16 protein-coding genes are annotated in these 25666 nt (G+C 72.7%); 3 read left to right on the top strand and 13 right to left on the bottom strand.

Annotation, left to right across the window (positions count from 1 at the left end; genetic code table 11):
• Positions 1-74 precede the first annotated feature (74 nt).
• Positions 75-3074, top strand: a complete 3000-nt coding sequence (locus HD597_RS36625) for a glycoside hydrolase family 2 TIM barrel-domain containing protein (protein WP_253748235.1) — start codon at positions 75-77, stop codon at positions 3072-3074.
• Positions 3075-3078: 4 nt separating this feature from the next.
• Complete coding sequence (locus HD597_RS36615) at positions 3079-4746, top strand: acyltransferase (RefSeq protein ID WP_276083114.1); 1668 nt, start codon at positions 3079-3081, stop codon at positions 4744-4746.
• A gap of 140 nt (positions 4747-4886) precedes the next feature.
• Here the strand turns inward: HD597_RS36615 and HD597_RS66140 are convergent, their stop codons facing one another.
• From HD597_RS66140 to HD597_RS36600, 3 genes are read right to left on the bottom strand one after another with little or no spacing between them, the layout of a single operon-like run.
• Positions 4887-6164 (bottom strand): GDSL-type esterase/lipase family protein, encoded by a 1278-nt coding sequence (locus HD597_RS66140; RefSeq protein WP_253748233.1) that lies wholly within the window; start codon positions 6162-6164, stop codon positions 4887-4889.
• A complete protein-coding gene (locus tag HD597_RS36605; RefSeq protein ID WP_253748231.1) occupies positions 6161-8845 on the bottom strand; it encodes an alpha-L-rhamnosidase in 2685 nt (894 codons plus the stop codon). The genes HD597_RS66140 and HD597_RS36605 overlap by 4 nt, the downstream gene beginning before the upstream one ends.
• The gene (locus tag HD597_RS36600) at positions 8839-10533 is read right to left on the bottom strand and encodes a glycoside hydrolase family 127 protein (protein ID WP_253748229.1); all 1695 of its coding nucleotides are present in this window, start codon (positions 10531-10533) and stop codon (positions 8839-8841) included. Before HD597_RS36600 ends, HD597_RS36605 begins: the two co-directional genes overlap by 7 nt.
• A gap of 131 nt (positions 10534-10664) precedes the next feature.
• Between HD597_RS36600 and HD597_RS36595 the strand changes: the two genes are divergently transcribed.
• The gene (locus tag HD597_RS36595; protein ID WP_253748227.1) at positions 10665-12539 is read left to right on the top strand and encodes a glycoside hydrolase family 127 protein; all 1875 of its coding nucleotides are present in this window, start codon (positions 10665-10667) and stop codon (positions 12537-12539) included.
• 28 nt (positions 12540-12567) lie between these two features.
• Here the strand turns inward: HD597_RS36595 and HD597_RS36590 are convergent, their stop codons facing one another.
• From HD597_RS36590 to HD597_RS36545, 10 genes are read right to left on the bottom strand one after another with little or no spacing between them, the layout of a single operon-like run.
• Positions 12568-14163 carry an AAA family ATPase gene (locus HD597_RS36590; RefSeq protein WP_253748226.1) on the bottom strand — a complete coding sequence of 532 codons (1596 nt, stop codon included), beginning with the start codon at positions 14161-14163 and terminating at the stop codon, positions 12568-12570.
• Positions 14164-14207: 44 nt separating this feature from the next.
• The gene (locus tag HD597_RS36585; RefSeq protein ID WP_253748224.1) at positions 14208-15512 is read right to left on the bottom strand and encodes a glycoside hydrolase family 28 protein; all 1305 of its coding nucleotides are present in this window, start codon (positions 15510-15512) and stop codon (positions 14208-14210) included.
• Positions 15500-17587, bottom strand: coding sequence for a hypothetical protein (locus HD597_RS36580; RefSeq protein ID WP_253748223.1), 2088 nt, complete (start codon positions 17585-17587; stop codon positions 15500-15502). The genes HD597_RS36585 and HD597_RS36580 overlap by 13 nt, the downstream gene beginning before the upstream one ends.
• Positions 17584-18585, bottom strand: coding sequence for a DUF5605 domain-containing protein (locus tag HD597_RS36575; protein WP_253748221.1), 1002 nt, complete (start codon positions 18583-18585; stop codon positions 17584-17586). Before HD597_RS36575 ends, HD597_RS36580 begins: the two co-directional genes overlap by 4 nt.
• Positions 18582-19964 (bottom strand): DUF5060 domain-containing protein, encoded by a 1383-nt coding sequence (locus HD597_RS36570; protein ID WP_253748219.1) that lies wholly within the window; start codon positions 19962-19964, stop codon positions 18582-18584. The genes HD597_RS36575 and HD597_RS36570 overlap by 4 nt, the downstream gene beginning before the upstream one ends.
• Before the next feature lie 14 nt (positions 19965-19978).
• Positions 19979-21409, bottom strand: a complete 1431-nt coding sequence (locus HD597_RS36565) for an ABC transporter substrate-binding protein (RefSeq protein WP_253748217.1) — start codon at positions 21407-21409, stop codon at positions 19979-19981.
• On the bottom strand, positions 21409-22590 hold the full coding sequence (locus HD597_RS36560) for a sialidase family protein (protein ID WP_253748215.1): 1182 nt from the start codon (positions 22588-22590) through the stop codon (positions 21409-21411). Before HD597_RS36560 ends, HD597_RS36565 begins: the two co-directional genes overlap by 1 nt.
• Positions 22587-23636 carry a sialidase family protein gene (locus HD597_RS36555; protein WP_253748213.1) on the bottom strand — a complete coding sequence of 350 codons (1050 nt, stop codon included), beginning with the start codon at positions 23634-23636 and terminating at the stop codon, positions 22587-22589. The genes HD597_RS36560 and HD597_RS36555 overlap by 4 nt, the downstream gene beginning before the upstream one ends.
• Positions 23633-24673 carry an ABC transporter ATP-binding protein gene (locus HD597_RS36550; RefSeq protein WP_253748211.1) on the bottom strand — a complete coding sequence of 347 codons (1041 nt, stop codon included), beginning with the start codon at positions 24671-24673 and terminating at the stop codon, positions 23633-23635. The genes HD597_RS36555 and HD597_RS36550 overlap by 4 nt, the downstream gene beginning before the upstream one ends.
• Positions 24670-25665, bottom strand: coding sequence for an ABC transporter ATP-binding protein (locus HD597_RS36545; protein ID WP_253748209.1), 996 nt, complete (start codon positions 25663-25665; stop codon positions 24670-24672). Before HD597_RS36545 ends, HD597_RS36550 begins: the two co-directional genes overlap by 4 nt.
• Between the last annotated feature and the right edge of the window lies 1 nt (position 25666).

Here is a 25666-nt window from a genome sequence, read left to right as displayed (position 1 = left end):
GATCTGGTGGAGAAGCGATCACCCTTATAGGGTTAAAACGTTTTGTCGCACCTCGGCGGAGGGACGCTCGTACAATGCTCGAGTTCCATGAGGACCCCGGGCCGGGCTCAGGGCGGCGGGCGCCCCGCGCGGACTTCGTCTCCGACGCGCCCCGGCTCTCGCTCAACGGCCAGTGGCGCTTCCGGCTCTCCGGCACCGCCGGCGGCACCGGCCCCTCGATCGCGGACCCCGGCCTCGACGACACGGGCTGGGATTCGATCAGGGTGCCGTCGCACTGGGTGCTGGAAGGGCACGACCAGCCCCTCTACACCAACACCGCCTACCCGTTCCCCATCGACCCGCCGTACCTGCCGGACCAGAACCCGACCGGCGACCACCGGCTGCGCTTCGACCTGCCACCCGGCTGGCCGGGCGGGCGCGCGGTGCTGCGCTTCCAGGGCGTCGACTCCTGCGGCACCGCCTGGCTGAACGGCGAGCTGCTCGGGCACTCCAAGGGCAGCAGGCTGCCGTTCGAGTTCGACGTCACGGGCAAGGTCCGGCCGCGCGGCAACCTCCTCGCCGTACGCGTGCAGCGCTGGTCGTCGGGCAGCTACCTCGAAGACCAGGACATGTGGTGGCTGCCCGGCATCTTCCGCGACGTGGAGCTGCTGTCCAGGCCCGAGGGCGGCATCGACGACTTCACCGTACGCGCCTCCTACTCCTCCGGCACCGGAACCCTCCTGGTCACCGCCGACGCCCCCGGCCTGGTGGAGGTGCCGGAGCTCGGCATCGCCGCCGCCACCGGCGAGGAGATCACGATCGACCGGGTGGAGCCGTGGAGCGCCGAGCACCCCCGCCTCTACCGCGGCACCCTGTCCGCCGCCGGGGAGACGATCGAGCTGGCGATCGGCTTCAGAACCGTCGAGATCTCCGGCGGACGGCTGCTCGTCAACGGGGCGCCGGTGCTGTTCCGCGGCGTCAACCGGCACGAGCACGACCCCGACAGGGGCCGCTCCCTCGACCGCGAGACCATGATCCGCGACATCGAGCTGATGAAGCGGCACAACGTCAACGCCGTCCGCACCGCCCACTACCCGCCCCACCCGGAGTTCCTGCGGCTGTGCGACGAGTACGGGCTGTGGGTCGTGGACGAGTGCGACATCGAGACCCACGGCTTCATCTACGCCGGCTGGGAGGGCAACCCGCCCGCCGAGCCCATGTGGCGCGAGGCCCTGCTCGACCGCGCCCGCCGCATGGTCGAGCGCGACAAGAACCATCCCAGCGTCGTCATCTGGTCCCTCGGCAACGAGAGCGGCAGCGGCCCCGCCTTCGCCGACATCGAGACCTGGATCCGCGAGCGCGACCCCACCCGGCTCCTGCACTACGAGCGCGATCCCAGCTACCGGCACTCCGACTTCTACAGCCTCATGTATCCGTCGCTGGACGACCTCGAACGCGTCGGGCGGCGCAAGGAGGAGACGCCCGAGGGCGTCGTGCCCGGCTCGGCGGACGACGTGCGGCGGCGCGGGCTGCCGTTCCTGCTGTGCGAGTACGCGCACGCCATGGGCAACGGGCCCGGCTCGCTCGTGGACTACCAGACGATCCTGGAGTCGTACGAGCGGTTCTGCGGGGCGTTCGTGTGGGAGTGGATCGATCACGGGCTGGCGGGGGTGGACGCGCTCGGCCGCCGGTACTACCGGCACGGCGGGGACATCGACCACCAGCCCAACGGCGAGCGGTACTGCCTGGACGGGCTGCTGTTCCCCGACCGCACGCCGTCGCCCGGGCTGGCCGAGCTGCGCAAGGCCATCGAGCCGGTGTCGATCTCGGTGGAGGGCGGCGAGGTCGTGGTCGTCAACAAGCACGACGCGGTGTCGCTGGCGCACCTGAGCTTCCGCTGGCGGGTGAAGGCGGACGGCATCCTCAAGGCCGAGGGGCGGCTGGCGGTGCCGGACTGCCCGGCGCGGTCGGAGGTGCGCGTGCCGCTGCCCGAGGAGGCCGCCGCCACGGCACGGCCGGAGGTGCGCGTGCCCCCGCCTGACGAGGCCGCCGCCATGGCGCGCGAGCCGGGGCGGGCGGAAGCGTCCGGTGAGAGGTGGCTGACCATCGAGGCCGTGCTCGCCGAGGACACCCGCTGGGCTCCGGCCGGCCACGTGATCGCCTGGGGGCAGGCGAGGCTCGGCCCGGGCACGCCCCACCGCCGCGCCCCGCGCCACCCGCGCCCCGCCACCGCGACGGGCGGCCGGGCGGGGGAGGTGCGGCTCGGCGAGGCGGCGTTCGACGGCAGGACGGGACGCCTGACCCGCCTCGGCGAGCTCGAACTGGACGGCCCCGTGCTCGACGTCTGGCGCGCCCCCACCGAGAACGACCGCGGCCAGGGCCCCAGGAACGCCCTGGCCGCCGACTGGGAGGCGGTCGGCCTGGACCGCTTCCTGCACCGCGCCGGCGGCGTCGAGCGCCCCGACGGCCACACCCTCGTCGTACGCGGCCGCAGCGGCCCCGCCACCCGCACCCTCGGCTTCCGCACCACCTACACCTACCGCTGGCGGGACGGCACGCTCCACCTCCTCGTCGAGGCCGACCCCGTGGGCGACTGGGACGACACCGCCTACGGCCACCTCACCGTCAACCCGCCCCGCATGGGCACGAGATGGTCGCTCCCCGGCGGCTACACCGACGTCCTCTGGCTCGGCCGGGGCCCGGGGGAGTCGTACGCCGACAGCCGCGCCGCCGCCCGGGTCGGCAGGTACGCCCGGTCCATCGACGCCCTCCAGACCCCCTACCTCGTCCCCCAGGAGAACGGCAACCACGTCGAGACCCGCTGGCTGGAGCTGTCCGGCCCCGGGCTGCCCATCCTGCGCGTGGACGGCGAGCCGCACCTGGACTTCACCGCCCGCCGCTGGACGAGCGAGGCCCTGCAGGCCGCCCGCCACCCGCACGACCTGACCGACTCCGGGCGCGTGTGGCTGAACCTCGACCACGGCCAGCAGGGCATCGGCAGCGCCTCCTGCGGCCCGGCGCTGCCCGGGCGGTACCGCCTGGAGGTCCGCCGCTACTCCTGGTCCATGACGCTGACCGTGGCGAGAGGAAGCTGATCGCATGACAGAGCCGTACACGTTCGACTACTGCCCGTGGCTGTTCTGGGACCACGCCACCGACGAGGACCGCCGCGCCCAGGAGCTCCACCAGGCCGGCCTGCGGGAGCGGACCGGGCTCGACGCGGCGGGCAAGGTGTTCCTCTCGCCGCTGGCCGCCGTGCACACCGACCGGCTGCGCATGGGGGACTTCTGCTACATCGCCGCCCATGCCTACGTCACCGATGACGTCTCGATGGGGGAGGACTGCACCGTCAACCCGTACGCGGTGGTGCGGGGGCGGGTGGAGCTGGGGAACGCGGTGCGGATCGGGGCGCACACGTCCCTGCTGGGCTTCAACCACGGCACCGCGCCCGACCGGCCTGTCTTCCGCCAGCCGATCACCTCGGAGGGCATCCGGATCGGGAACGACGTGTGGATCGGCTCGAACGTCGTCGTGCTCGACGGCGTGACGATCGGCGACCACGCGATCATCGGGGCGGGCTCGGTCGTCACCAAGGACGTGCCCGCCTGGGCCATGGTGGCGGGCAACCCGGCCCGCCCCCTCCGCGACCGCCGCACCCCCCGCCCCGCCACGGCCCTCTCCCCAGCCGGCGGGGGCGGGGATCTGGAAGGGCGGCTGGCGGCGTTCGCGGGGCGGGCGCGGGAGCAGGCCGAGGCGGTGCTGGCGCGCTGCTGGACCGGCGACCGGTACGTGGACCGGCCCGGCGCCCAGCCCACCGTGCGCGCCTGGTGCGACGCGGTGGAGATCGCCGACCTGCTGCTCGGCGGCCCGCCACCGACCCCGGCCCGCGACGAGATCGTCGCCTTCCTCCGCGACCGCCAGGACCCGGGCACCGGCCTGGTCCCCGAGCTCGGCGCCCCCGGCTCACCCGAGGCGGGCGACGCGGGACGGCCGGAGCTGGAGGGCGTGACCGCCTACCACGTGCTCTGCGTCGGCTACGCGCTCGACCTGCTCGGCACCGCCTTCCAGCACCCCGTCCACGCCGTCCACGACCTCCGCTCCCAGGACCTGACCGCGCTGCTCGACGGCCTCGACTGGACGCGGGAGGCGTGGACGTCCGGCTCGGTGGTGGACGCGATCGGGACCGGCCTCTACCGCAACCTCGCCGACTTCGGCCTGCGCGGCGACGTCGAGACCCTGTACGGCTGGCTGCTGACCCGCGTGCGCCGGACCCACGGCATGTGGGGCGAGCCGGACGCGGGCTCCGGATGGCTGATGGTGGTCAACGGCTTCTACCGGCTCACGCGGGGGACGTTCGCGCAGTTCGGGATGCCGCTGCCGTACCCGGAGCGGGCCGTGGACACCGTGCTCGCCCAGGCCCGCGACCCCCGCTACTTCGGCCCCGGAGCCGGGAACGCCTGCAACGTGCTCGACGTCATCCATCCCCTGTGGCTGCTCGGCCGGCAGACCCCGCACCGCCGGGCGGAGGGCGAGGCGTGGGCCAGGGAGCACCTCGGCCGCGCGCTGGGCGGCTGGCACGACGGCGCCGGGCTCAGCTTCGCGCTGACCGGGGGGAGCGGCGCGGCACGCACGCCGGGGCTGCAGGGCACGGAGATGTGGCTGGCCATCATCTGGCTGCTGGCCGACTACCTCGGGCTCTCCGACGCCCTCGGCTACCGGCCCCGGGGGATCCACCGCCCGGAGCCGGCGATCCAGTATCCGGCGTAGAGCCGCCGGCCCCACGGCAGGCGTTCCCGGCGCGCGCCGGGCCGCTCCCCCGCGGGCGGCTCCGGAGGGCGCGGGGGCCGCCGTGACGCGGGTGATGCCGTCTCTGGCTGGCGCGGGCAGGCCGCCGTGCTGCGGGGACGTCACCCCGGCGGGTGTGCCGGGCCGCTCGGCCGCAGGAGTGGCGTCGTCCAGCCGGCCGGCGGCATGTCGATCGCGGCCGCCATCGCCCGGTGGCCGGCCGCGCTCGGGTGCAGGTGGTCGCCGCTGTCGTAACGGGGCAGCAGGCGGGCGGGGGCGGCGGGGTCGCGGAGGGCGGCGTCGAAGTCGGCCACCGCGTCGAACGCGCCGCCTTCCCGGACGAACGCGTTGACCGCCTGCCGGGCCCGCTCGCCGGCCTCGGTGTGGTAGTCGGCGCCCGCGAACGGCGTGACCGTCCCGCCGATCACGCGGACCCCGGCCGCGTGCGCCGCGGCCACCATGCGGCGGTACGCGGCGACGAGGTCGTCCGCCCGCGCGCCCGCGCCGAGGTCGTTGACGCCCGCCTGCACGATCACGGTGCCGATGCCCGGCTTGGTCAGCACCTCGGCGGTCAGCCGCGCCTCGGCGGGCCGTCCCGTCCCGGCCGCGAGCACCTTCCCGCCCGACACGCCCTCGTTGAGCACCGCCACTCCCGAGAGGTGGGCGAGCAGGTCGGCCCAGCCGTGTCCGGTCTCCGAGCCGACGCCGACGGCGAGCGAGTCGCCGAGCGCCGCCACGACCGTCACGGGCCCGGGCGCGACCACGGTCAGCGCGTCGAGCCAGTGCCACACCGCGACGGGCTCGACGTACGCGCCGCCGCCCTCGTCGGCGGCGTGATCGCCGGGCAGGGACCGGTAGGCGGGCGAGACGGCAGGCTCCCGCACCCCGGCGGACGGCAGTGGGCCGGACGCGCCCCACGGACCGGGCGCGTCCGGGGCGGCGGGTGGTGGGCAGGCCGGGGCGGTGGCGCGGTTGCGGCCCGTCAGCGTGCCGCACTCTCCCCGTACGTACACGCTGATCGCCAGCCGCCCCCGCCCCGCCACGAGCCCCGGCACCGGATCGCTGAGCACCGTCTCCCCGGCCTCCACCGTCACCCCGGCGCGCCCGCCGAACGTCACCCCCCGGTTCGACCCCGGCTCCAGCGCGGCCCCCGCCCGCGGCACCCCCACGCACACCCGCCCGAACGTCACCGCCCGCCCCCCGAACGCGTTGGTCAGCCGCACCCGCAGCCCTGCCCCGCCCACGGAGGCGCGCACCACGTTCCGCACCGTCACGTCCCGCAGCCGGACCCCGATCGCCTCCGCCGCGGCAGCCCAGGTGGTGACGGCCCGGCCGCCGCCCGCCACCGTGCCGCCGCCCGCCACCAGGCCTCCGAACGTTTCCGGGCCTCCAGCCGTCACCAGGCCGAGGTGAACGAGTACTGTCCGGACCCGACCTGGCACACCAGCGCCGACCCGGTCCGTCCCACCACCCCGGCCACAGGCTCGCCCGACTCGCGCACCGACGACGGATCCGTCGTCGGCACGTGCACGGTGGCCACAGCTCCCGGCGGGATCCGCACCGACAGCCGCAACTCGCCCCCGGAGATCTCCCACCGGCTGGACAGCCGCCCGAGCGGCGTCTCGTACGCCGCCGAGGCCCACCGCAGAGCACCCCCGACCAGCGGCCGGATCCGCGGACGCCGGAAGCCCACCGACCCCTCCTCCTGCCCGAGCCCGGCTACCCCGCCGTACAGCCACGCCCCGACGGAGCCGAGCGCGTAGTGGTTGAAGGAGTTCATGGCGACGGGGCCGAAGCCGCTCTCCTCCGTCCACCCGTCCCACCGCTCCCAGATCGTGGTGGCCCCGCGCTTGATCGAGTACCCCCACGACGGGTAGCGGTCGTCGTGCAGCAGCGCGTACGCCAGGTCGGCGTGCCCGTGCGCCGACAGGACGGGCCCGAGCAGCGCCACCCCGGCGAACCCGGTGGTCAGCCGCCGCCCCCGGCGTTCCAGGTCGGCCACGAGGTGGGCGACGGCGGCGGGCACGAGGCCGGCGGGGACCAGGCGGTGCGCGAGCGCCAGCAGGTAGCCGGTCTGCGTGTCGCCGGTGATCCGCCCGTCCGGGGAGACGAACTCGCGCGCGAACGCCTCCCCGATCCGCTCCCGCAGCCCCGCGTACCGGTCGCGGGCCGCGGTGTCGCCCAGCACGGCGGCGGCCCTGGCCGTAAGGTCGGCGCTGAGCGCGAAGTAGGCGGTGGCGAGCACGTCCCGGTCGGTGCGCACGTCCGCCTGCAGCCAGTCGCCGTAGTGGCTGCCGACCTTGTCGCGCCAGACGAGGCCGGGGTTGTGGCGTTCGACGTGGTCGACCCAGCGGCGCATGCTGGGCAGGCTGTCGCGCAGCACCCGCTCGTCGCCGTACACCTCGTACAGGTGCCACGGCACGATCGTGGCGGCGTCGCCCCAGGCGGGGCTGCCGTGCCGCTCGGTGATGACGTGCGGCACGACGTCGGGCACCGCGCCCTCGGCCGTCTGCGCGCAGCGCAGGTCGGCCAGCCAGCCGGTGAAGAACGCCGCCACGTCCGCGTTGTAGCAGGCCGTCGGCAGGAACACCTGCGCGTCCGCCGTCCAGCCGAGCCGCTCGTCGCGCTGCGGGCAGTCGGTCGGGACGGAGACGAAGTTGTCGCGCTGGCTCCACCGGACGTTGCTCATGAGCTGCCGCACCATGGCGTCCGAGCAGGAGAACTCGCCCGCCACCGGCGTGTCCGAGTGCATCGCCCGGCCCACGACCTCGACGCCGGCGTGCCCGGTGACCTCGACGTAGCGGAAGCCGTGCACGGTGAAGCGCGGCTCGTACGTCTCCTCCGCCCGCCCTGCCGTCACGTAGTGGTCGGTGGCCTCGGCGGAGCGCAGGTTGGCGGTGTAGAGACCGCCGTCGTCGGTGAGCGCCTCGCCGTGCCGGAGCGTGACGCGGGTGCCGGGCGCGGCGCCGCGCACGGTCAGCCGGACGCGGCCGGCGATGTTCTGGCCGAGGTCCACGATCGTCCTGCCGTCGTGGGCGCGGATCTCCACGGGTGCGAGGTCCTGCGTCACCCGTACGGGCTCGGCCAGGGACGGCACGAGCACCGAGAGGTCGGTGTCCGCGACGCGGGCCGGGGCCCAGGAGGAGTCGTCGAAGCCCGGCAGGTCCCAGCCGCCGAGGTCGAGGCGGGCGTCGTACCACTCGCCCATGAGCAGGTCGGCGTAGCGCAGCGGGCCGGTCGTCTCCCGCCAGCGCTCGTCCGTGCCGATCACGGTGCGGGAGCCGTCCGCGTGCTCGGCCACGATCTGCGCGAGGAGTTGCGGGTGCCGGCCGTAGCGCTGGGCCTGCTGCCGGCCGTCCCAGCCGAGGCTGCCCGACCACCAGCCGTCCGCCAGGATCGCGCCCACGCACAGCGGCCCGTCCCCGGCCAGGTCCGTGACGTCGTACACCTGGTACGGGACGCGCTGCCGGTAGTCGGTCCAGCCGGGGGTCAGCTCGCCGTCGCCGGCGCGGTGGCCGTTGACGTGCAGCTCGTACAGGCCGCGGGCGGTGACGGCGATCCGCACGGCGGTGGCGGGGCGCAGGTCGACGACGCGCCGGAAGTAGCGGGGCGCGGGCAGGTGGGCGGTGCGCGGGGTGCGGGGCTCGCGGTCGTCCGTGGGCGGCTCGAACGGCGGCTGCGTCTCGGGGTCGTGCTCGATCCAGGCGGCCCGCCACTCGTCGGCGTGCAGCACCCCGGTGTCGAACCACGATCGCGCCGACCCGCCGCCGCGCACCTCGACCCGCCAGGTGTAGCGGGCGAACGACACCAGCGGCGCCCCGCCGTAGTCGGCGCTCACGTCCTGGCCGTCGATCCAGCCGCTGTCCCAGGCCAGGGCGTCGCCGGGGCCGTGCACGGTGACGCGGTGAGCGGTGGGGGCGTCGCCGCGCCGGTCGGAGGCCAGCCGCCAGGCCAGCCTGGGCGTGCGGGTGCCGACGCCGAGCGGGGTGCGCAGGTGCTCGCAGCGCAGGTCGTACGGGCGCAGCTCCGGGGCGTCCGGGGGCTCGGGCAGCGACCAGTCGTCCGGCATGATGTTCACCACGTCCACTCCTTCGCGGGCCGGGCCAGCTCGTAGTTCCTCCGGGGGGCGGTGGGGTGCACCTTGCGGCCGCTGTACATCGGGCGGGCGGTCCCTTCCGGGCTGATGCCGATCACGTCGTCGCCTCGCCAGCGCACCTGGTACTCGCGGCCGGCGGCGATCTCGGTGCTGGTCGTCTCCGGGACGGGGAAGGTGACGGTGACGCGCTCGCCCGCGCGCGGGGCGGGGATCGACAGGTAGCCGTCGGGGGCCCACGCCCCGGCCTGGGTGCCGTCGAAGCCCCCGGTGCCGCGGATCACGCGGACCTTGGCGTACCCCGCCCAGTCCGGCACCCGCATCCGCAGCTCCGGCAGGTCCTCGTGCACGTCGAGGTCCACCCGGCCCTCGTGGGGGAGGTGGCTGAGCACGGTGACCTGCCTGGTGGCCCGGGTGAGGAGGAGGTTGATCCGGTTGCCGGTGACGATCGAGTTCCAGCCCCAGAACAGGCCGCGCACGCCGGAGCCGACGCAGCACGCCTGCACGTCGGCGGTGTGGCCGCGGCCCAGCTCCACGTCGCAGACGAAGTCGTTGGGCGCGCCGTAGCCGGCGAAGGCGCCGCGCACGCGCTCGCCCACCCGTACGTGCGTCGTCCAGCCCGGCTCGTCGCCGGAGGTGTCGGGCGCGGACTCGACCCAGCTCAGGTCGAGGAGCTGCGACTCCACGAGGTGGTTGCGCAGGAACCGCTCCACCACGCCCCAGTACGCGCTGTGCCCGGCGGCGGCCAGCGTGGTGCCGGTGCCGATGAGGTCGACCAGGGAGCAGCTCTCGTGCTCGTACCGCTGGTCGGCCAGGTCGCCCGGCGTCCAGCCGAACGCGGTGGCCTGGCCGAGCGCCCAGTCGTAGGCGCGGCGCACGAACGCGGTCAGCTCGTGGTCGCCGGTGTGGCGGGCGTAGCGGGCCAGCCCTTCGAGGGTGCCCAGCCGGGTGTGGAAGTGGCCGCTGCGGTAGGCGCGGGCGGCGTTGAAGCTGCCGTCCTCGTTGTACACGCCGCTCTTGTGCACGATCAGCCGCGCGAACCACCCGCACAGCTCCAGCGCGTCCTCGTTGCCGGTCGCCTGGTGGTAGCGGAGCAGCGGCATGATCAACCGGCCGCTGAACGAGGCGGGGTCGGGGGCCAGGTGCAGCGCGACGGCGTTGGGGGAGGGCCAGCCCTCGGGGGTGTACTCGGAGGCGGGGTAGAACCAGACGTCCCGCTCCTTGATCGCGATGCGCTTGAGCGCGGCCACGTGCCGGTCCACCAGCCTCCTGGCCTCGGGGTCGCCGTCGGAGACGAACCACGTGGTCAGCGACAGCAGCACGGCCCGCTGGTCGATGAGGTTGGCGTTGGCCGGCCAGCCGCGCTCGGGCCTGGCCTGCCGGTAGCTCAGCCCGTCCGCGCCGAAGAAGCCGATGAGCCTGGTACGGAAGCCGTCCTCGACCTCCCGCCAGGCGTCCTTGCCCGTCATCTGCCTGGCCAGCAGGCAGGCGTCGAGCAGCCGGCCGTGGCTGGAGCCCCAGTCCCAGTCGCCGTGGTGGAGCGTGGCCGGGCGGGCCAGCAGGTCGGCGCTGAAGTACGGGATGCCGCCCAGGTCCGCGTCGGGCAGCCCGGCCACCGCGTTCATCGCCAGCTCGGCCCGTTCCTCCAGCAACACTGTGTCGGGAATCTCCGACATGTCCACACCTCATAAATATTCAAGGGCGCATAAACCTCGCATTCAGCCTCCTTCGCCATGGACGTCTCCGTCAAGGTGTGTATAAATATTCATATCTTGTTGGATATGTGAGACTGAGGCACGATGGCCGCATGAGCGATGATTCGGTGGTGCGGCCGCGTCCGGAAGCGGCAGTGACCCTGCGACCCGCCTCCGGAGCGCGGATCGCGGGCGGGTTCTGGGGCGACCGTCAGCGGGTCAACCGCGAGGTGACGATCCCGCTGGGCGGCGAGCGCATCCGCGAGTCCGGCGCGATCGCCAACCTGGAGGCGGCCGCCCGCGGTGCCGGAGGGGAGCACCGCGGCAAGGTCTTCGCCGACTCCGACGTCTACAAGTGGCTGGAGGCGGTGGCCTGGGAACGCGGCAGGGCCGACGACGACGAGCTCGCGCGGTCGTACCACGAGGCGGCCGGGCTGGTCGCGGCCGCCCAGCGCCCCGACGGCTACCTGCACACCCACACCCAGCTCACCGGCCGCGAACCCTACTCCGACCTGGCCTCCAGCCACGAGCTCTACTGCGCGGGCCACCTCATGCAGGCCGCCGTCGCCGGCAGCCGCGCCCTCGGCGACGACACGCTGCTGCGGGTGGCCGGGAAGCTCGCCGACCATCTCGTCAAGGACCTGCCCGCCGGCGCGCTCGATGGGCACCCGCAGATCGAGACCGCCCTGGCCGAGCTCTACCGCGAGACCGGGGTACGCCCCTACCTCGACCTGGCCGCCCGCATGGTCACCGACCGGGGCCGGCGGCGCCTGCCGCTCAAGGGCCACCACGGGCCGGGCATCCGCCAGGACCGGGTGCCGCTGCGGGAGGCCGCCACGGTCGAGGGGCACGCGGTCCGCGCCGTGTACCTGGCCGCCGGAGCCGCGGACGTCGCCGCCGAGACCGCCGACGGCGACCTGCTCGCCGCGCTCGCCCGCCAGTGGCGCGACATGGTGGCGACCAGGACGTACCTGACCGGAGGGCTGGGCTCCGTCTGGTACGGCGAGCAGTTCGGCGGCCCGCACGAGCTGGCCCCCGAGACCGCCTACTGCGAGACCTGCGCCGCGGTCGGCAGCGTGCAGTGGTCCTGGCGCATGCTCCTGGCCACCGGCGAGCCCGCCTTCGCCGACCTGATGGAGCGCACCCTGTTCAACGCCGTCCTGCCCGGCATCTCCCTCGGCGGCGACCGCTTCTTCTACGTCAACGCGCTGCGGGTGCGCGCCGGCGCCGACCCCGACGACCGCCGCGCCGCCGCCAGGGGCCGCCAGGACTGGTACGGCACCGCCTGCTGCCCGCCCAACGTCATGCGCCTGCTCTCCTCCCTCGGTCACTACCTCGCCACCGGCGACGCCGAAGGCGTCCAGGTCCACCTGTACGCGTCCGGCACGATCCGGGTGGGGGACGTGCTCCTGGAGGTGGAGACCGGCTACCCGTGGGACGGGCGGGTCGAGGTCGTGGTCCGGCAGACGCCCGATCACCCATGGACGCTCGCGCTGCGCATCCCGTCGTGGGCCGAGGGGGCAGGCGTGGAAGGGCAGCCCGCCGACCCCGGATACCACCGCCTGCGCCGCACCTGGCGGCCCGGCGACCGCGTCACGCTGGACCTGGCCGTCCGCCCGCGCCTCACCGCCGCCGTGCCCCGCCTGGACGTGGCCCGCGGGCAGGTCGCGGTCGAGCGCGGGCCGCTCGTCTACTGCCTGGAGCAGGCCGACCACCCCGGCGTCATCGTGGACGACCTGTGCCTGGCCACGAACCCCGATCCGCGCGACGGAACCCCGCTGTCGGGCTTGCCCGCCGAGGTGGTGCCGGTCCTCGCACGGGGCAGGGCGCACGTGCACCGCGCGGACGACGCGGGCTTCCCGTACCGCACCGCGGGCGCGCCACGGGAGCCGGAGCACGAGGGCCCGGTCGGCCTCACCTTCGTGCCGTACTACACCTGGGCCAACCGCGGCACCGGCCCGATGACGATCTGGGCGCCGATGCACTGACCTGGCCCGCGAGCCCCTGGACGGCCCGTCACGCGCGCAGGACGGTGACCTGGCGGCCGGACGGCGTGGCCGCCTGCTCGAAGGCGCCCCGTTCCTGCCACGGCGGGGCCTCGGGGCGGCGGTCGAAGATCACCAGCACGCCGGTGGAGAGGGTGAGGCGGTCGAGGTAGCGGTCGAGCTGGGCCAGGCCGTCGGGCAGGGGGTCGTTCTCGCCTGCCCGCCAGACCTTCAGCTCCATGGCCTCGCGTTGCATCAGCCGCCGGCCGTCGGGGCCGGGGTAGGGCCAGCGGACCAGGACGTCCAGGCGTTTGGTGCCGGCGGCGTACTCGCGGTCGAGGTAGCCGCCGCCGTTGACCAGGCGGTGCAGGAAGGCCATCAGGATGATCTGGCAGGCCGCCTCGTGGTAGCCCTCCTGCTGGATGAGCACCTCGCCGTGCTCGCGCCAGAACACCACGAACTCCCGCAGCAGGCGCGGCAGGTCGAAGCGGCCGTCAGGGAGCACGAAGCTGTGCGGGTCGGCGTGGATGTTCTGTTCCGTCAGGTCGCCCAGCACGCGCAGGATGACCTCCCGGTAGATCGGATTGGCCACCTGCGGCGGAGGCTTCTGGGTGATCAGGCCGAGATCGCGGACGTAGGACAGGTCGTCGGAGTTGCCGCGGTCGGTGTAGGAGCCACCGGCCACGATCGGTTCCATGACCCGCTTGACCCGGGGCTCGTGCAGCCGGGCCGCCAGGGAGTCCAGGTGGGTGGCGCGTGCCCGGATCAGCCGCTCCTTGGCGTCCTCCACCGGCTCAGCGGTGATGGTGCCGGTCACTCCCATCTTGAAGGTGATCTCATGGGCGAGGGCGTTGACCAGCCATGGCTGGCCCTGGGTCAGCTCGAAGACCCGGTCCACCGCGTCCTTGGTGAACTTCTGGCCGGTCGCCTCGGTGTGCTGGTCGTAGAGCTCGGCGATCTCGTCGGCGGTGAAGTCGCCCAGGCGCAGCGACTCGGCGACGATGTTGAACGGGCCGGCCGGGTTCGAGCCGCCGGCTTGGCCGCCCGAGGCGACCTTGTAGTCACGCACGTCGCGCAACCCGCACAACACCACCGAGGCGGGGAACGGATAGCCCTTCGATCGCTTGTTGTGGCCGTCGCGGAGCTGGCTGAGGATGCTCACCAGGCTGTTGCCCTGCACAGCGTCGATCTCGTCCATGAACAGCACCACCCGGCGCGGGCAGCGCCGGCACCATTGCCGCAGTGCCGCCATGAACCGGCTGCCCGGCGTGACCTCGGGCAACGAACCCGGAGGTAGCAGCTTCTTCGGCCAGCCCGACAGTTCCGCGGCCTCGCGGAGGGAGTCCAGCAGCAGCGACTCCGCGGCGCCGTAGTCGTCGCCGGCTGATTTGGCACGCTCGCAGGAGAACATCAGGGCGGCGATGTCGCCCTCCGCGGTCAGCTCGGAGGCCAGGGTGTCCAGGATGGTCGTCTTGCCGGTCTGCCGGGGCGCGTGCAGCACGAAGTAACGATCCATCTCGATGAGCACCCGCGCCTCGGGGAGCCGCTGCGTGGGGGGCAGCATGTAGTGGCGCTGCGGGTCGCAGGGGCCGGTGGTGTTGAAGTACTTCGCTCGGGGTGGCCGCATGGTCACATTCTGCCACCGGCCTCCGCCGGGCGCCGGAAATATCGCTAGCCGACCGTGACCCTCCTGATCGACAGGCCCTCGACGTCGGCGGCCACGTCCGCGCGCGACACCCGGGCGAACGAGCTGTCCCTGATCGTGACGTCCCGCAGCGGCTGCTCCGGATACCCCCGCAGCAGGTACGCGCTGCGCGTGCGATCGCTGCGCACCCCCGCCACGTGGATGTTGCGGATCGGCGGCGGATCGTCCCCGTTGTGCCCGTCACCGTGGTAGAGGTCGATCGACACGGCCTCCTTGGTCAGCTCGCTGATCTCCACGTCGCGCACGAAGACGTTCTCCACGTAGCCGCCGCGCACCGAGTTCGTCTTGATGTAGAGCCCGAAGTACAGCCCCTCGCCGCCCCAGCGGCAGCGCTGCACGAACACGTTGCGGACGCCGCCGGTGGTGTCCGTGCCGATCGCGACGGACCCGTACCGGTAGCGCATCTCGCAGTCCTCGATCAGCACGTCCTCGCACGGCACCCCCACCCGCCGCCCGTCGGGGCCGCGACCGGCCTTGACGGCGATGCAGTCGTCGCCGACGTCGAACACGCAGCCGGAGATCACCACGGACTTGCACGACTCGGGGTCGCAGCCGTCGTTGTTGGGGCCGCGCGAGTAGATGGAGACGTTCCTGACCAGGACGTTCTCGCAGCGGACCGGGTGGATCTCCCACATCGGGGAGCGCACGATGCGCACGCCCTCCACCAGCACGTTCCTGCACAGGTACGGCTGGATCAGGTTCGGCCGCAGGTAGTGGCCGGCGCCGAAGACGCGCTGCTCGACGGGCACCCCCTCGGCGGCCATGCGCTGCAGCTCGGCCCAGTCCTCGTCCTCCCACGGCATGCCCTCGCGGTAGCCGAACTCCGGCGTGCCCACCCACGGCCACCAGTGCTCGGGGCCCGCCGAGCCGTCGAGGGTGCCCTCGCCGGTGATGGCGATGTTCTCCTGGCCGTAGGCGTAGACGAAAGGGGAGTAGTTGTAGCACTCGATGGCGGAGAAGCGGGTGTGGACGGCCGGCAGGTAGTCGGCGGGGTCGGTGCTGAACAGGATGGTCGCGCCCGCCTCCACGCGCAGGTCCACGTTGCTGAGCAGGTGGATCGCCCCGGTGGGGTACGTTCCCGGCGGCACCCGGACGTGGCCGCCGCCCGCCTCGTGGCAGGCGGCGATCGCGGCGCGGAACGCCTCGGTCCACTTCTCCCCGCCGCCGTAGGAGGTCACGTCGAACCAGCGGTCGGGGAACTCCGGCGGGCGCACCCGCTCCCGGAGCTCGTCGGCGTACCGCCAGGCCTCTTCCTCGGTCACGAAGTCCATGCCACCTTCCTCATGCGCAGCGCGTGATACAGGGGCAGCGCGATCACCCAGGACGGGTTCCACGTGTTCGACTCGCCCGTGCGCTGCCAGTTCGTCTGGAAGAACCCCTCGCCCTGCTCGCCGAGGGTCCGGAAGCCCCAGTCGCCGGGCTCGCGGCAGATGCCCTGGCCCATGGCGTGCAGGATCCGGTCCGCCTGCCCGGCGTAGTCGTCCCTGCCGGTCGCCCGGCCGAACTCCATCAGCTCGGAGGTCGGGAAGAACACGTCGAGGTGGTGGTTCTGCACGCTCACCGACGGCCAGCCGCACGCCTTGAAGCCGCGCCGCTCGAACGTGCTGCCCCGGTCGAACTCCGGCGACCACACGTAGACGAACGTCAGCAGCCAGTCGGCCGCCGCCTCCGCCCACTCCGCGTACGTCTCCCGCCCGGTCAGCCGGAACAGCTCGTGGGCGGCCAGGAAGAAGTACATCCCGGCCTCCTTGTCCTCCCCGGAGGCGTCCAGCGTGGCGTGCGCGAACGGCCGCTCGAACGTGGCCGCGTGCAGCCGGTGGTAGTGGCCGAGCACCTCCTCGGCGCGCAGCAGCCACATCCGCTCCCCGCTCAGCCGGTACGCGCCCAGCATCGCCTGCACGCACGAGATGCCCGCCGCGCTCACCATCGGCGAGACCGGGGTGCCCATCGGGGTCCAGCCGAGCGGGACGACGCCTTCGGCCAGCCTGGTGTGCCAGAAGATCGCGGCGGCGTCCGCCACCGCCTCCTCCCACTCCGGCGGCGCCTCCAGGCCCGCGTCCCTGAACAGCAGGGCCAGCGCCGCCAGGTCGGTGATCGTCTCGCCCTGGGCGCGGCTGGAGACGAAGTCCGCGCCGTCCTTGCGGAACATGTCCCAGCGGTCCTCGTCGACCAGGTAGCGGGCGGCGCGCAGGCCGCGCACCGGGGTCGCGCTGCCTTCGACGTAGAAGTCCGCGGCGCGGCGGGCCCGCTCGATCCGCTCCTGCTCGCCCCGCTCGATGCCGAGCAGGGCGTCGCACAGGGCCAGCTTCATGCACTGGCCGGTCCAGCCGTACAGGTACGAACGCGGGCGGCCGTGGCGGACGCCCTCGTAGGCGAGGTAGCCGTCGCCGTTCCAGCGCGCGTCCATGGCGTTGGTCTTGAGCCGGACGATGTCGTCCGCCGAGAGCGGTCCGGCGGGCTCGTCGCGGTAGAGCCCGGAGTGCCGCACGAGCGTCCTGAAGCCGAGCCCGCGCGGCTCCACCGGGCCCCAGTCCAGCGTGTGGCGGGTGGTGATCGTGGCGCCCGGGGCCAGGTCCCGGTAGCCGATCGGGCGGTCCGCCACCTCCGCCTTGCTGACGTAGCAGACGTCCGGCTCACCGTCGAACATGATCACGCCCGTCAGGGCGGCCACGGTCAGGCCCGGGGACCTGACGACGCCGAGCGAGCCGTAGGTCACCCTGCCGTCGCGGTCGCGGGTGGCCTGCGGGTGGGCGAACAGGCTGACGTAGCGGCCGTCCCAGGCGGCGTTGACGGCGGGGACGGGGAGGCGGTGCTCCTCGGCCACGTACGGGATGCGGGGGACCTTCCTCGCCGGGTCGGAGGAGGGGTTGTCGTTGTAGAGCACGCCCGGCATGGTGACGCAGGCGTCCTGCGTGGGGAGGGGGAGCAGGAGGCCGGCGGCCACGTCGGTGATGTCGGCGCCCGCGTCGTTGCGCCAGGTGGTGGTGAGGGTGAGCAGGCCGTCCGGGGTGAACGCCAGCTCCAGGACCGCGCTCAGCCCTCCGGCCCGTGCCGTCACCACCACCGCCCCTCCTGCCCCGCCTGCGTCCGGCTGACGGAGGCGGACGGTGCCGGGCTCGGCGGGCTCGACACGCCACGGGCGGCCCGCCGAGGCGGTGAGCAGGCCGCGCAGCGGCGCCCGCAGGTGCGGGCCGGCCGCGTCGCGACGGCCGAGCCGCACCTCGGGCCCGCCGGGGCCCGCCACCACCTCGACGACCTTCCCGCCGGGCTCGGCGATGGAGGCGAGCACACCACCGTCACCGGCCTGAGCGTCGGCCTGGGCGCCGGCCTCGCGTACCGGTGTCATGGCACCCGCCGCAACCGGATGGCCTGGCCGACCGTCCCGGGCAGCGGGACCGTCACCGTCGGCCCCTCCTGGACCCCGTGCGGCGTCACCGTCATCTCCCACGTGTCGATCACCTCGACCTCGTACCGCCCCTCCGGCACGTCGTACTCCCGCTGCGGAAACCGGTGCTCCCCGCAGAACTCCAGGTAGAACTCCCCGGCCAGCTCCAGCATCGGCGCGTCCCTGTCCCGGTACCGCGCCTCCTCGGGGATCGCGACGAGCACCTGCCGCAGCAGCCGCAGCCGCCGCACCGCCTCGCCGACGAGCGTGCCGCCGCTCTGCGACCAGGTCAGCCCGTCCTCGTCCAGGTACGACTCCCCGTGCGTGACGCATCGCCGCCGCACGGCCCCGTCCCAGGCCTGGGCCACGACCTCCTGCGGCGTCAGGCTCAGCCACGGATCGGACCCGTCGCCCTCGTAGCCGCACATGTCCATGACGACCGGCTGGTGGTGGTCGCGCGTCTGGACCCACGCGTCGCGCGGGCTGCGCGCGGTCACGCTGCCGTGCGTGAACCCGCGCCGCCACAGCAGCGGCGAATCGGCCGGGACGGTGACGGACAGCGGATGGTGGCCGGGATCCTCCTCGGCCACCAGGTTCGCCAGCCGCACCCAGTCGTGCTCGGAGATGCCGGGCAGGCGCGCGGGTTCGGCCGACAGCGACCACCACACGTTCGGGTGCGGCGCCAGGCGGGGGACGACCTCCCGCAGGTAGCGCGCCGCGGCCGCCACGTCGGCGATGCCGTCGTCGGGATGCAGCAGCACCAGCTCGGCGGTCACCCCGATCCCGGCCAGCTCCGACACCCGCTCCTCCAGCGAGTCGAGCGTGCACCGGCCGGCCAGCGCCGCCATCCGCACCCGGTCGAAGGGGGAGGCCTGGAGCGTGGCGAGGGTCCGCGCGCGCCGGTTGACGTCCTGGAGGTGCCAGGCCAGCGCGGTCGTCGCCATCCCATCGATGATCATGGTGCAACCCTCGTCATCCGCAGCGCCAGGTACGGCCGGCGCGGCAGCGCCACCCGCGCCTGCTTCCGGTGCGCGCCGTCCACCGGGGTGATCGTCATGTTCCACGTGTCGATCAGCTCGACCTCGTAGGCGGCGCCGTCGTCGGGCAGGTCCACGGTGACGGAGGCCGCCTGCCGCCGCCCCAGGTATCTCAGCAGCACGCCCTCGCGGCGCGTCTCCATGATCTTCCGCAGGAAGGCGATCCTGGCGGGGCTCTGCCCGTGCAGGCCGCCGCCGTTGCCGATCCAGGCCCGCTCCTGGAAGCCGGCCAGCGACTCGCCGTGCCCGACGTAGCCGCCGCGGGCCATGCCCTCCCAGAACCGGTCCACCAGCTCCTCGCCGGTGACGTTGCCCCAGCGCTTGCCGATGTTCCCCTCGTAGCAGATCTCGTCGAGCACCACCGGCTTGGGGCAGGCGCGCAGCCACTCGTCGGTGGGGGTGACGTCCCAGTGCTGGATGCTCTGGTGCGTCACCCAGGGCTTGGTGAAGTCGTACAGGGTCGCCACCTCGTACATGCGGGTCCCGTTGTGGATCGAGCGCAGGTGCTCGTACGGGTCCAGCCGGGCGATCGTGCGCAGGATGTCGTCCCAGTCCTCGACGGTCTTGGACTTGTTGAAGTCGTACTCGTTGGCGGCCGACCACCACACGTTGCGGTAGGCGGCCAGGCGGGCGATGGCGTACCGCAGGAAGGCGTGGTCGCTCTCCCGGCCCATGTCCTCGATGCCGCGCCGGCCGAAGTCGTAGGGGTGGAACAGGATGATGTCGGCCTCGATGCCGAGGTCGAGCAGGTCCCGGACGCGGGCCTCCAGGTGGCGGAAGAAGACCGGGTTGAACCGGGTGAAGTCCAGCCCGTCCGGGTCCTGGCCGGCGAACGGCACCTCGGGCGGCGTCATGGCGCCGGTCGGCAGCACGCACATGCGCAGCTTGTTGAAGGGGGAGGCGGCGAGCGTGCGCAGCGTCCGCCGCTCGCGCTCCTCGTCCAGGTCGTGCGTCCAGTGGTACGCGGTGGTGCCGAACGGCAGGTACGGCGTGCCGTCCGCGTACTCGAAGTCGATGCCCACGGCCCGCACGGGGCCGTGGTTGCCCACGGAGGCGGGCGACACCTCGAAGGCGCCCGCACGGCCGTCCAGCTCGGTCACGTTACTGACGGTGGTGTAGCTCCACGGACCCACCGCGTCCGGCATGAACCGGACGCGGTAGACGCCGTCGCCGTCGTAGAAGCCCTCGGCCTCGACGATGCGATTGCGGAACTGGAACCGGGCCGACAGACGAACGTCAGCGAAGGGGTTGCCGTCGGACGGCCCGGTCAGCTCGATCTCGTGGACGCCCCAGCGTTCCACGGTGGGGGACAGTGTTACCAATCCTTCCCTGCGGCGGCCTGCGCCTTGATGTAGTTGGGGATGTCCTGCTGCTGCGACAGGGCCAGTGCCTGCTCGGGCGTGCCGCCGTCACGCAGGATGTGCTGGCGGTAGACCGACCACAGCGGCAGGTCCCAGTACTCGGTGTTCTGGTAGTTCGAGATCGCGGCGTTCTCGCCCCAGTAGAGGGCCGAGGCGTCGATCCTGGCCAGCTCGGGGATGGCCTTGCCGAAGCTCTGCACGACCTTGTCGGTCTGCAGGACCGCCTTGACGCCGTGGCTGGACAGCTCCGTCTGACCCTCTTCGGAGACCATCCACTTCACCATCTGCAGCGCCTGATCCTTGTGCGCTGCAGACGGCGGGACGAACGCGGCCCGCGTGTTCGGCTGGTAGATCGTCTTGTCGCCCCGCTTGAGCACCGGGATCGCGCTGACGCCGATGTCGACGCTCTTGGCCTGCTCGGCGAAGGCCGCCTCGTCGCCGTCCTCGATGAACAGCTCGCTGCCGGCGTACATGTTCAGCCGCGACAGCGTGTCGACCGCCATGGCCAGGTGGCCCGGCTGGCTCATGTCGCCCTTGAAGAAGTCGGTGACGGTGGTGAAGTCGTTGCGCGGGATCTCCAGGAAGCGGTACAGGTTGTCGACGTAGGTCTTCCAGGCGTCACTGCTGATGTCGACCTTGACGTCCTCGGGCGCGGGCTGCTCGCTGGTCGTCGGCAGGAACGGGTAGAGACCGGCCTGGTTGAAGTCCAGGTACTGGTCAGGGTGCTGCATGTAGCCCTTGTAGTGATCCAGGCCGTCGTCCCTGGTCAGCTGCTTGGCCTTCTTGAACGCCTCGTCGTAGGTCATCCCGGGCGAGGGGTACTTGACGCGGAACTTGTCGAAGATCTTCTTGTTGTAGAGCAGCACGTGCTCGTCGATGAACAGCGGCACGCCGTAGATCCCGCCGTCGGAGCGCGACTTCGTCAGCTCCACGGCGGCCTGGTTCAGCGTGTTCAGGTCGATGCCGGCCTTCTGGAGGTCGGCGGTGAGGTCGCCGACCCAGCCCATCGGCTCCAGGTCGCGGTCGATGCGGTTCTTCGGGTCCTCGATGACGATGTCGGGCGTGACGCCGGCCTTCTTGAGGTCCTCGTACCGTACGGGGTAGTCCCACGTGGCGTACTTGATCTTCACGTCGGGGAACGCGGCCCGCAGCTTGTTGCCGATGATCTCGTCGAAGACCCTGGTCGCGGCGCCCTGCTCGTCCTCGACGGTCGCCTCGAACGGCTTGTAGTTGGCCGCGAAGATGAACAACTCGTCGTCACAGACCTGGAACGGCAGGTTGTACTTGTTCCCCACGTCCTTGCAGGCCGCCGCCGAGGCGTCGGCGGGGACGGCGGTCACGGACAGAGCGAGCGCCAGCAGCGCGATCCCACGAACCTTGCTCATCATTCACTCTCCTTGACGGGGGAATAACTGCACTGACGCACGACATTGCGCCGGACGCCGTTCTTGAATTCGGTGATCGTGTGCTCGGGCCAGTTCGAGAGCAGGCCCACGGCGTTGCGCAGGAATTCCTCGTTGAAGACCACGTGCCGGATGTTGTTGCGGTTGTAGGAATAGACCAGGTGAATGAATCCGTCGGCGCTCTGGGTGAGCACCGGGTAGGTGAACTGCGGGCCCGACTGGGCCTCCACGTCCACCGTGTTCTCCCACGTGCGCCCCTTGTCGGGAGAGAGCGACAGGCGCATGGGGGAGCGGTGCTCGACCCACGGGTTGTAGGCCAGCACGAGCTTGCCGTTGTCCAGCTTCAGCGCGGCGACGCGGGAGTTCGGGTTGCCGATCGGCTCGGCCACGGGAGCGCTCCACGTGCGGCCGAAGTCGGTCGACTCGCTCTTGTAGATCGCCTTGTCGCCGGTCCGCATGTACGCGGCCAGCCGCCCGGGCTCCACCTCCACCACGGTCGGCTGGATCGAGCCCCCCGGCGTGCGGATCCAGGCCCCGGTGTCCTCCGGGTACGCCTTCCACGTGCTCAGGTCCTGGCTGAAGACGTAGAAGCCGGACCTGGACTCGGACTCGTCGTAGATGGGCAGCAGCACCTCGCCGTTCGACATGCGGATCGGGTTGGTGCCGACCATCCAGCCCCACTCGGAGCGGATGACGGTGGGCTCGCTCCAGGTGCGGCCCCCGTCGTCGGAGGACTTGAGCCGGATGGAGGCCTGCTCCCAGCCGTGCCCCTCGATGACGACGTAGAACAGGTGGACCCGCTTGCCGTCCGACCACAGCACGGGGTTGCCGTCGGCCTTGCCCGGCTCGTCGACCACGACCTCGGGCTTGGACCAGGTCTTCTTTCCGGGCGCCAGCCGTGACAGGTAGAGCGCCTGGTTGGCGGCGCCCTCCGACGTGCCGCCGTAGTAGACGGTCAGCATGTCACCCGTCGGGGCCTGCGTGATGGCCGCCGCGTGCACCTTGGGGACGTTCGGGTCGGGCGCCGCCACGTCCTGGCGGCAGGCGTACGCGCCGGTGGGCGCCACCTGCACGTCGTCGTCACCGTGCGCGCCCGTCACGTACGAGGGCACGCCGACGGCCACCGCCAGGGCGCCGTATAAAAGGCTCTGCCGTATTTTCATGAAGCGTCGATCTCCAGATACTTGATGGTCTTCCGCAAATAGGAGAAGGCGACGTCCAGCCGTCCTTCTCGGCCGTCGATGACGCTCGGATAGGAATAGCCGAGCTCGTTCTGCCAATATTCGGAGTCGGAATCCTGCAGTACGCGCCGGTGCGGCCAGTTCGCGCCGCCGTCCTCGGAGACGGCGACGGCCAAGGGGGTGCGCAGCGCCTTTCTGCGCCGCTCCCCGTTCTTGGTCACCCACCTGAACTGGTCGCGCTCCAGGCTCGCGTCGTTGTAGACGAGCGCGAGCCGGCCGTCGCCGAGCCTCGTGAGCTGGACGGAGGAGTCGTTGTTCGGCAGCCCGGTCCGCGTCGGAGCGGACCAGGTGCGGCCGTCGGAGGAGGTGGAGGCGTAGATCTGCCCCGCCCGCCGGTCGCGGAACATCGCCAGCAGCCGCCTGTCGGGCCGCCGCGCGATCGTCATCTGGACCAGGTCCGCGCTCGCGGGAACCTGGTGCTCGGTCCACGTGCGGCCGCCGTCCGCGCTGACCTCGACCACGCTGTGGTCGCCGTCGGCGGTGCAGTGGTAGGCGGGCAGCACCCACGCGCCGTCGTCCAGGACGACCGGCGGGTGCCGCACGAAGAGGCCCGGCTCGGACAGCAGCACGCGCGGCTCGCTCCACGTGCGGCCAGCGTCGGCCGAGGTGCGGGCCACCACGTGCGCGGTGGTCTGGTCGTGCGGCTCCATGGAGGTGTGCAGCAGCCACACCAGCCCGTCTCCGTCCTCGAACAGCACCGGGTTCTGCTCGCTGCGCGCCGGGTCGGCCGCCACGAGCAGCGGCTCCTCCCAGCGGTCGCCGCTCAGGCGCGAGACCACCACGTTCGTGCCGGGATCGCCTTCCTGGGGGCCGCTGAACCAGGCGCACAGCAGCTCGCCGCCGCGCGTGCGCAGCAGGTTGGCCGCGTGGTTGTCGGGGCCGTGCGGCGCCGGCAGCAGCGCCTCGCGGGCGCCGGGCAGCACGGCCGAGGGCCGTACCAGCCCGTCGAAGCGGGGGTCGATGCTCATGCGGTCACCTCTCGCACGTCGGGGTCGGGGACGCCACGCAGGTCCAGCTCCTCGGCGAAGTGGCAGGCCACGCGCCGGCCCTGGACCTCGCGCAGGGGCGGCCGCTCGGTGCGGCACTCGTCCCTGGCGTACACGCAGCGGGGGTTGAACGGGCATCCGGCCGGCACGTGCGCCGGGTCGGCGATGTCGCCCAGCAGCTTGATCCGCTCGCGGTGCCGCTTGGCCGCCGGGTCCGGGTCGGGCACGGCCGACAGCAGCGCCTCGGTGTAGGGGTGCAGGGGCCGCGTGTACAGCTCCTCGGTCGGCCCCTGCTCGACGACCCGGCCCAGGTACATGACCGCGACGACGTCCGCGACGTGCTCGATGATGCCCAGGTCGTGGCTGACGAACAGGAAGCCGAGGTCCGACTCCTCCTGCAGATCCATGAGCAGGTTGAGGATCTGGGCGCGGACCGACACGTCCAGCGCGCTGACCGCCTCGTCGGCGACGACCAGGCGGGGCGACAGCGCCAGCGCCCGCGCGATGCCGACCCGCTGCCGCTGGCCGCCGCTGAACGCGTGGGGGTAGCGGTCGGCGTACTCGGGGCGCAGGCCGACGCGTTCGAGCAGCTCGCCGACCCGGGCGTCGATCTCCTCCTTGGTGCCGACCTGGTGCACCCGCATCGGCTCGCCGATGATCTCGCGCAGCGTCTTGCGCGGGTTGAGCGACGAGTGCGGGTCCTGGAAGATCATCCGCACCTCGGCCCGGTACGGCTTGAGCTCCTTCTCCTTCAGCCCCGCCACGTCGATCACCGAGCCGTCGGGCCGCCGGTAGAGCATGCGCCCGCCGGTCGGGTCGTGCGCCCGCACGATGCACCGGCCCAGCGTGGTCTTGCCGCAGCCGGACTCCCCGACCAGGCCGAGCGTGGTGCCCGCGGCGATGTCCAGATCGACCTCGTCCACGGCCTTCACGGTGCCGACCTGCCGGCCCAGCAGGCCGCTGCGGATGGGGAAGTGCTTGGCCAGGCCTTCCAGCTTGAGCAGGGGTTCCTTGCTCACTTGTCCTCCTCGTAGAGCAGGCAGGACACCTCGCGGTCGCCCACGGGCAGCAGGCGCGGCTCGACCGCGTCGCACCGCCCGGCCACCACGTGGTCGCAGCGCGGGTGGAAGAAGCACCCGTCCGGCCGCGCGTACGGGGGAGGCACCATGCCCTTGATCGCCGTCAGGCGCCGCTGCCTGGCCCGCCCCAACCGGGGCATCGAGCGCAGCAGCGCCTGCGCGTAGGGGTGGCGGGGCGCGGCCAGCACCTGCTCGGCGGAGCCGTACTCGACCACCCGCCCCAGGTACATGACGGCCATGCTGTCGGCCACCTGCGCCGCCACCCCGAGGTCGTGCGTGATCAGCATGATGGCCATGCCGAACTCGCTCTGAAGGTCCCGCAGCAGCTCCAGGATCTGCGCCTGGGTGGTGACGTCCAGCGCGGTCGTCGGCTCGTCGGCGATCAGCAGGCTCGGGTTGCACGACAGCGCCATCGCGATCATGGCCCGCTGCCGCATGCCGCCGCTCAGCTCGAACGGGTAGGCGTCCACCCGCCGTTGCGGCATGGGGATGCCGACCCGGTCGAGCATCTCGATCGCGCGCCTGCGGGCCGCGGTCTTGCCGACGTTCTCGTGCAGGCGCACGGCCTCGACGATCTGGCTGCCGATGGTGTGCACCAGGCTGAGCGAGGCCATCGGCTCCTGGAAGACCATCGCGATGTCGTTCCACCTGATCTGGCGCAGCAGCTTCGGGTCCGCGCCGACCAGCTCGACCGGGCCGCTCCCGCGGTGCAGGGTGATCTTCCCGCCCTCGATCTGCCCCGGCGGGTCCACCAGGCGCAGGATCGAGCGGGCCATGACGCTCTTGCCGCAGCCGGACTCGCCGACGATGGCCAGCGTCTCACCCCTGCGGACCTTCAGGTCCACGCCGTCCACGGCGCACACGACGCCGTCGTCCAAGAGGAAGTGCGTGCGCAGGTCCTCGATCTCAAGCAGCACGTCGTCTGCGGGCACG

It is taken from the genome of Nonomuraea thailandensis (genome assembly GCF_024172165.1).
GTDB lineage: Bacteria > Actinomycetota > Actinomycetes > Streptosporangiales > Streptosporangiaceae > Nonomuraea > Nonomuraea thailandensis.
This window is presented reverse-complemented; position numbering and strand designations above follow the sequence as displayed.

Excerpts from the sequence above, each read along its gene's own strand:
- HD597_RS36625 (WP_253748235.1), top strand. The coding sequence starts at position 75 with ATGCTCGAGTTCCATGAGGACCCCGGGCCGGGCTCAGGGCGGCGGGCG.
- HD597_RS36615 (WP_276083114.1), top strand. The coding sequence starts at position 3,079 with ATGACAGAGCCGTACACGTTCGACTACTGCCCGTGGCTGTTCTGGGAC.
- HD597_RS36600 (WP_253748229.1), bottom strand. The coding sequence starts at position 10,533 with ATGTCGGAGATTCCCGACACAGTGTTGCTGGAGGAACGGGCCGAGCTG.
- HD597_RS36595 (WP_253748227.1), top strand. The coding sequence starts at position 10,665 with ATGAGCGATGATTCGGTGGTGCGGCCGCGTCCGGAAGCGGCAGTGACC.
- HD597_RS36590 (WP_253748226.1), bottom strand. The coding sequence starts at position 14,163 with ATGCGGCCACCCCGAGCGAAGTACTTCAACACCACCGGCCCCTGCGAC.
- HD597_RS36585 (WP_253748224.1), bottom strand. The coding sequence starts at position 15,512 with ATGGACTTCGTGACCGAGGAAGAGGCCTGGCGGTACGCCGACGAGCTC.
- HD597_RS36580 (WP_253748223.1), bottom strand. The coding sequence starts at position 17,587 with ATGACACCGGTACGCGAGGCCGGCGCCCAGGCCGACGCTCAGGCCGGT.
- HD597_RS36575 (WP_253748221.1), bottom strand. The coding sequence starts at position 18,585 with ATGATCATCGATGGGATGGCGACGACCGCGCTGGCCTGGCACCTCCAG.
- HD597_RS36565 (WP_253748217.1), bottom strand. The coding sequence starts at position 21,409 with ATGAGCAAGGTTCGTGGGATCGCGCTGCTGGCGCTCGCTCTGTCCGTG.
- HD597_RS36560 (WP_253748215.1), bottom strand. The coding sequence starts at position 22,590 with ATGAAAATACGGCAGAGCCTTTTATACGGCGCCCTGGCGGTGGCCGTC.
- HD597_RS36555 (WP_253748213.1), bottom strand. The coding sequence starts at position 23,636 with ATGAGCATCGACCCCCGCTTCGACGGGCTGGTACGGCCCTCGGCCGTG.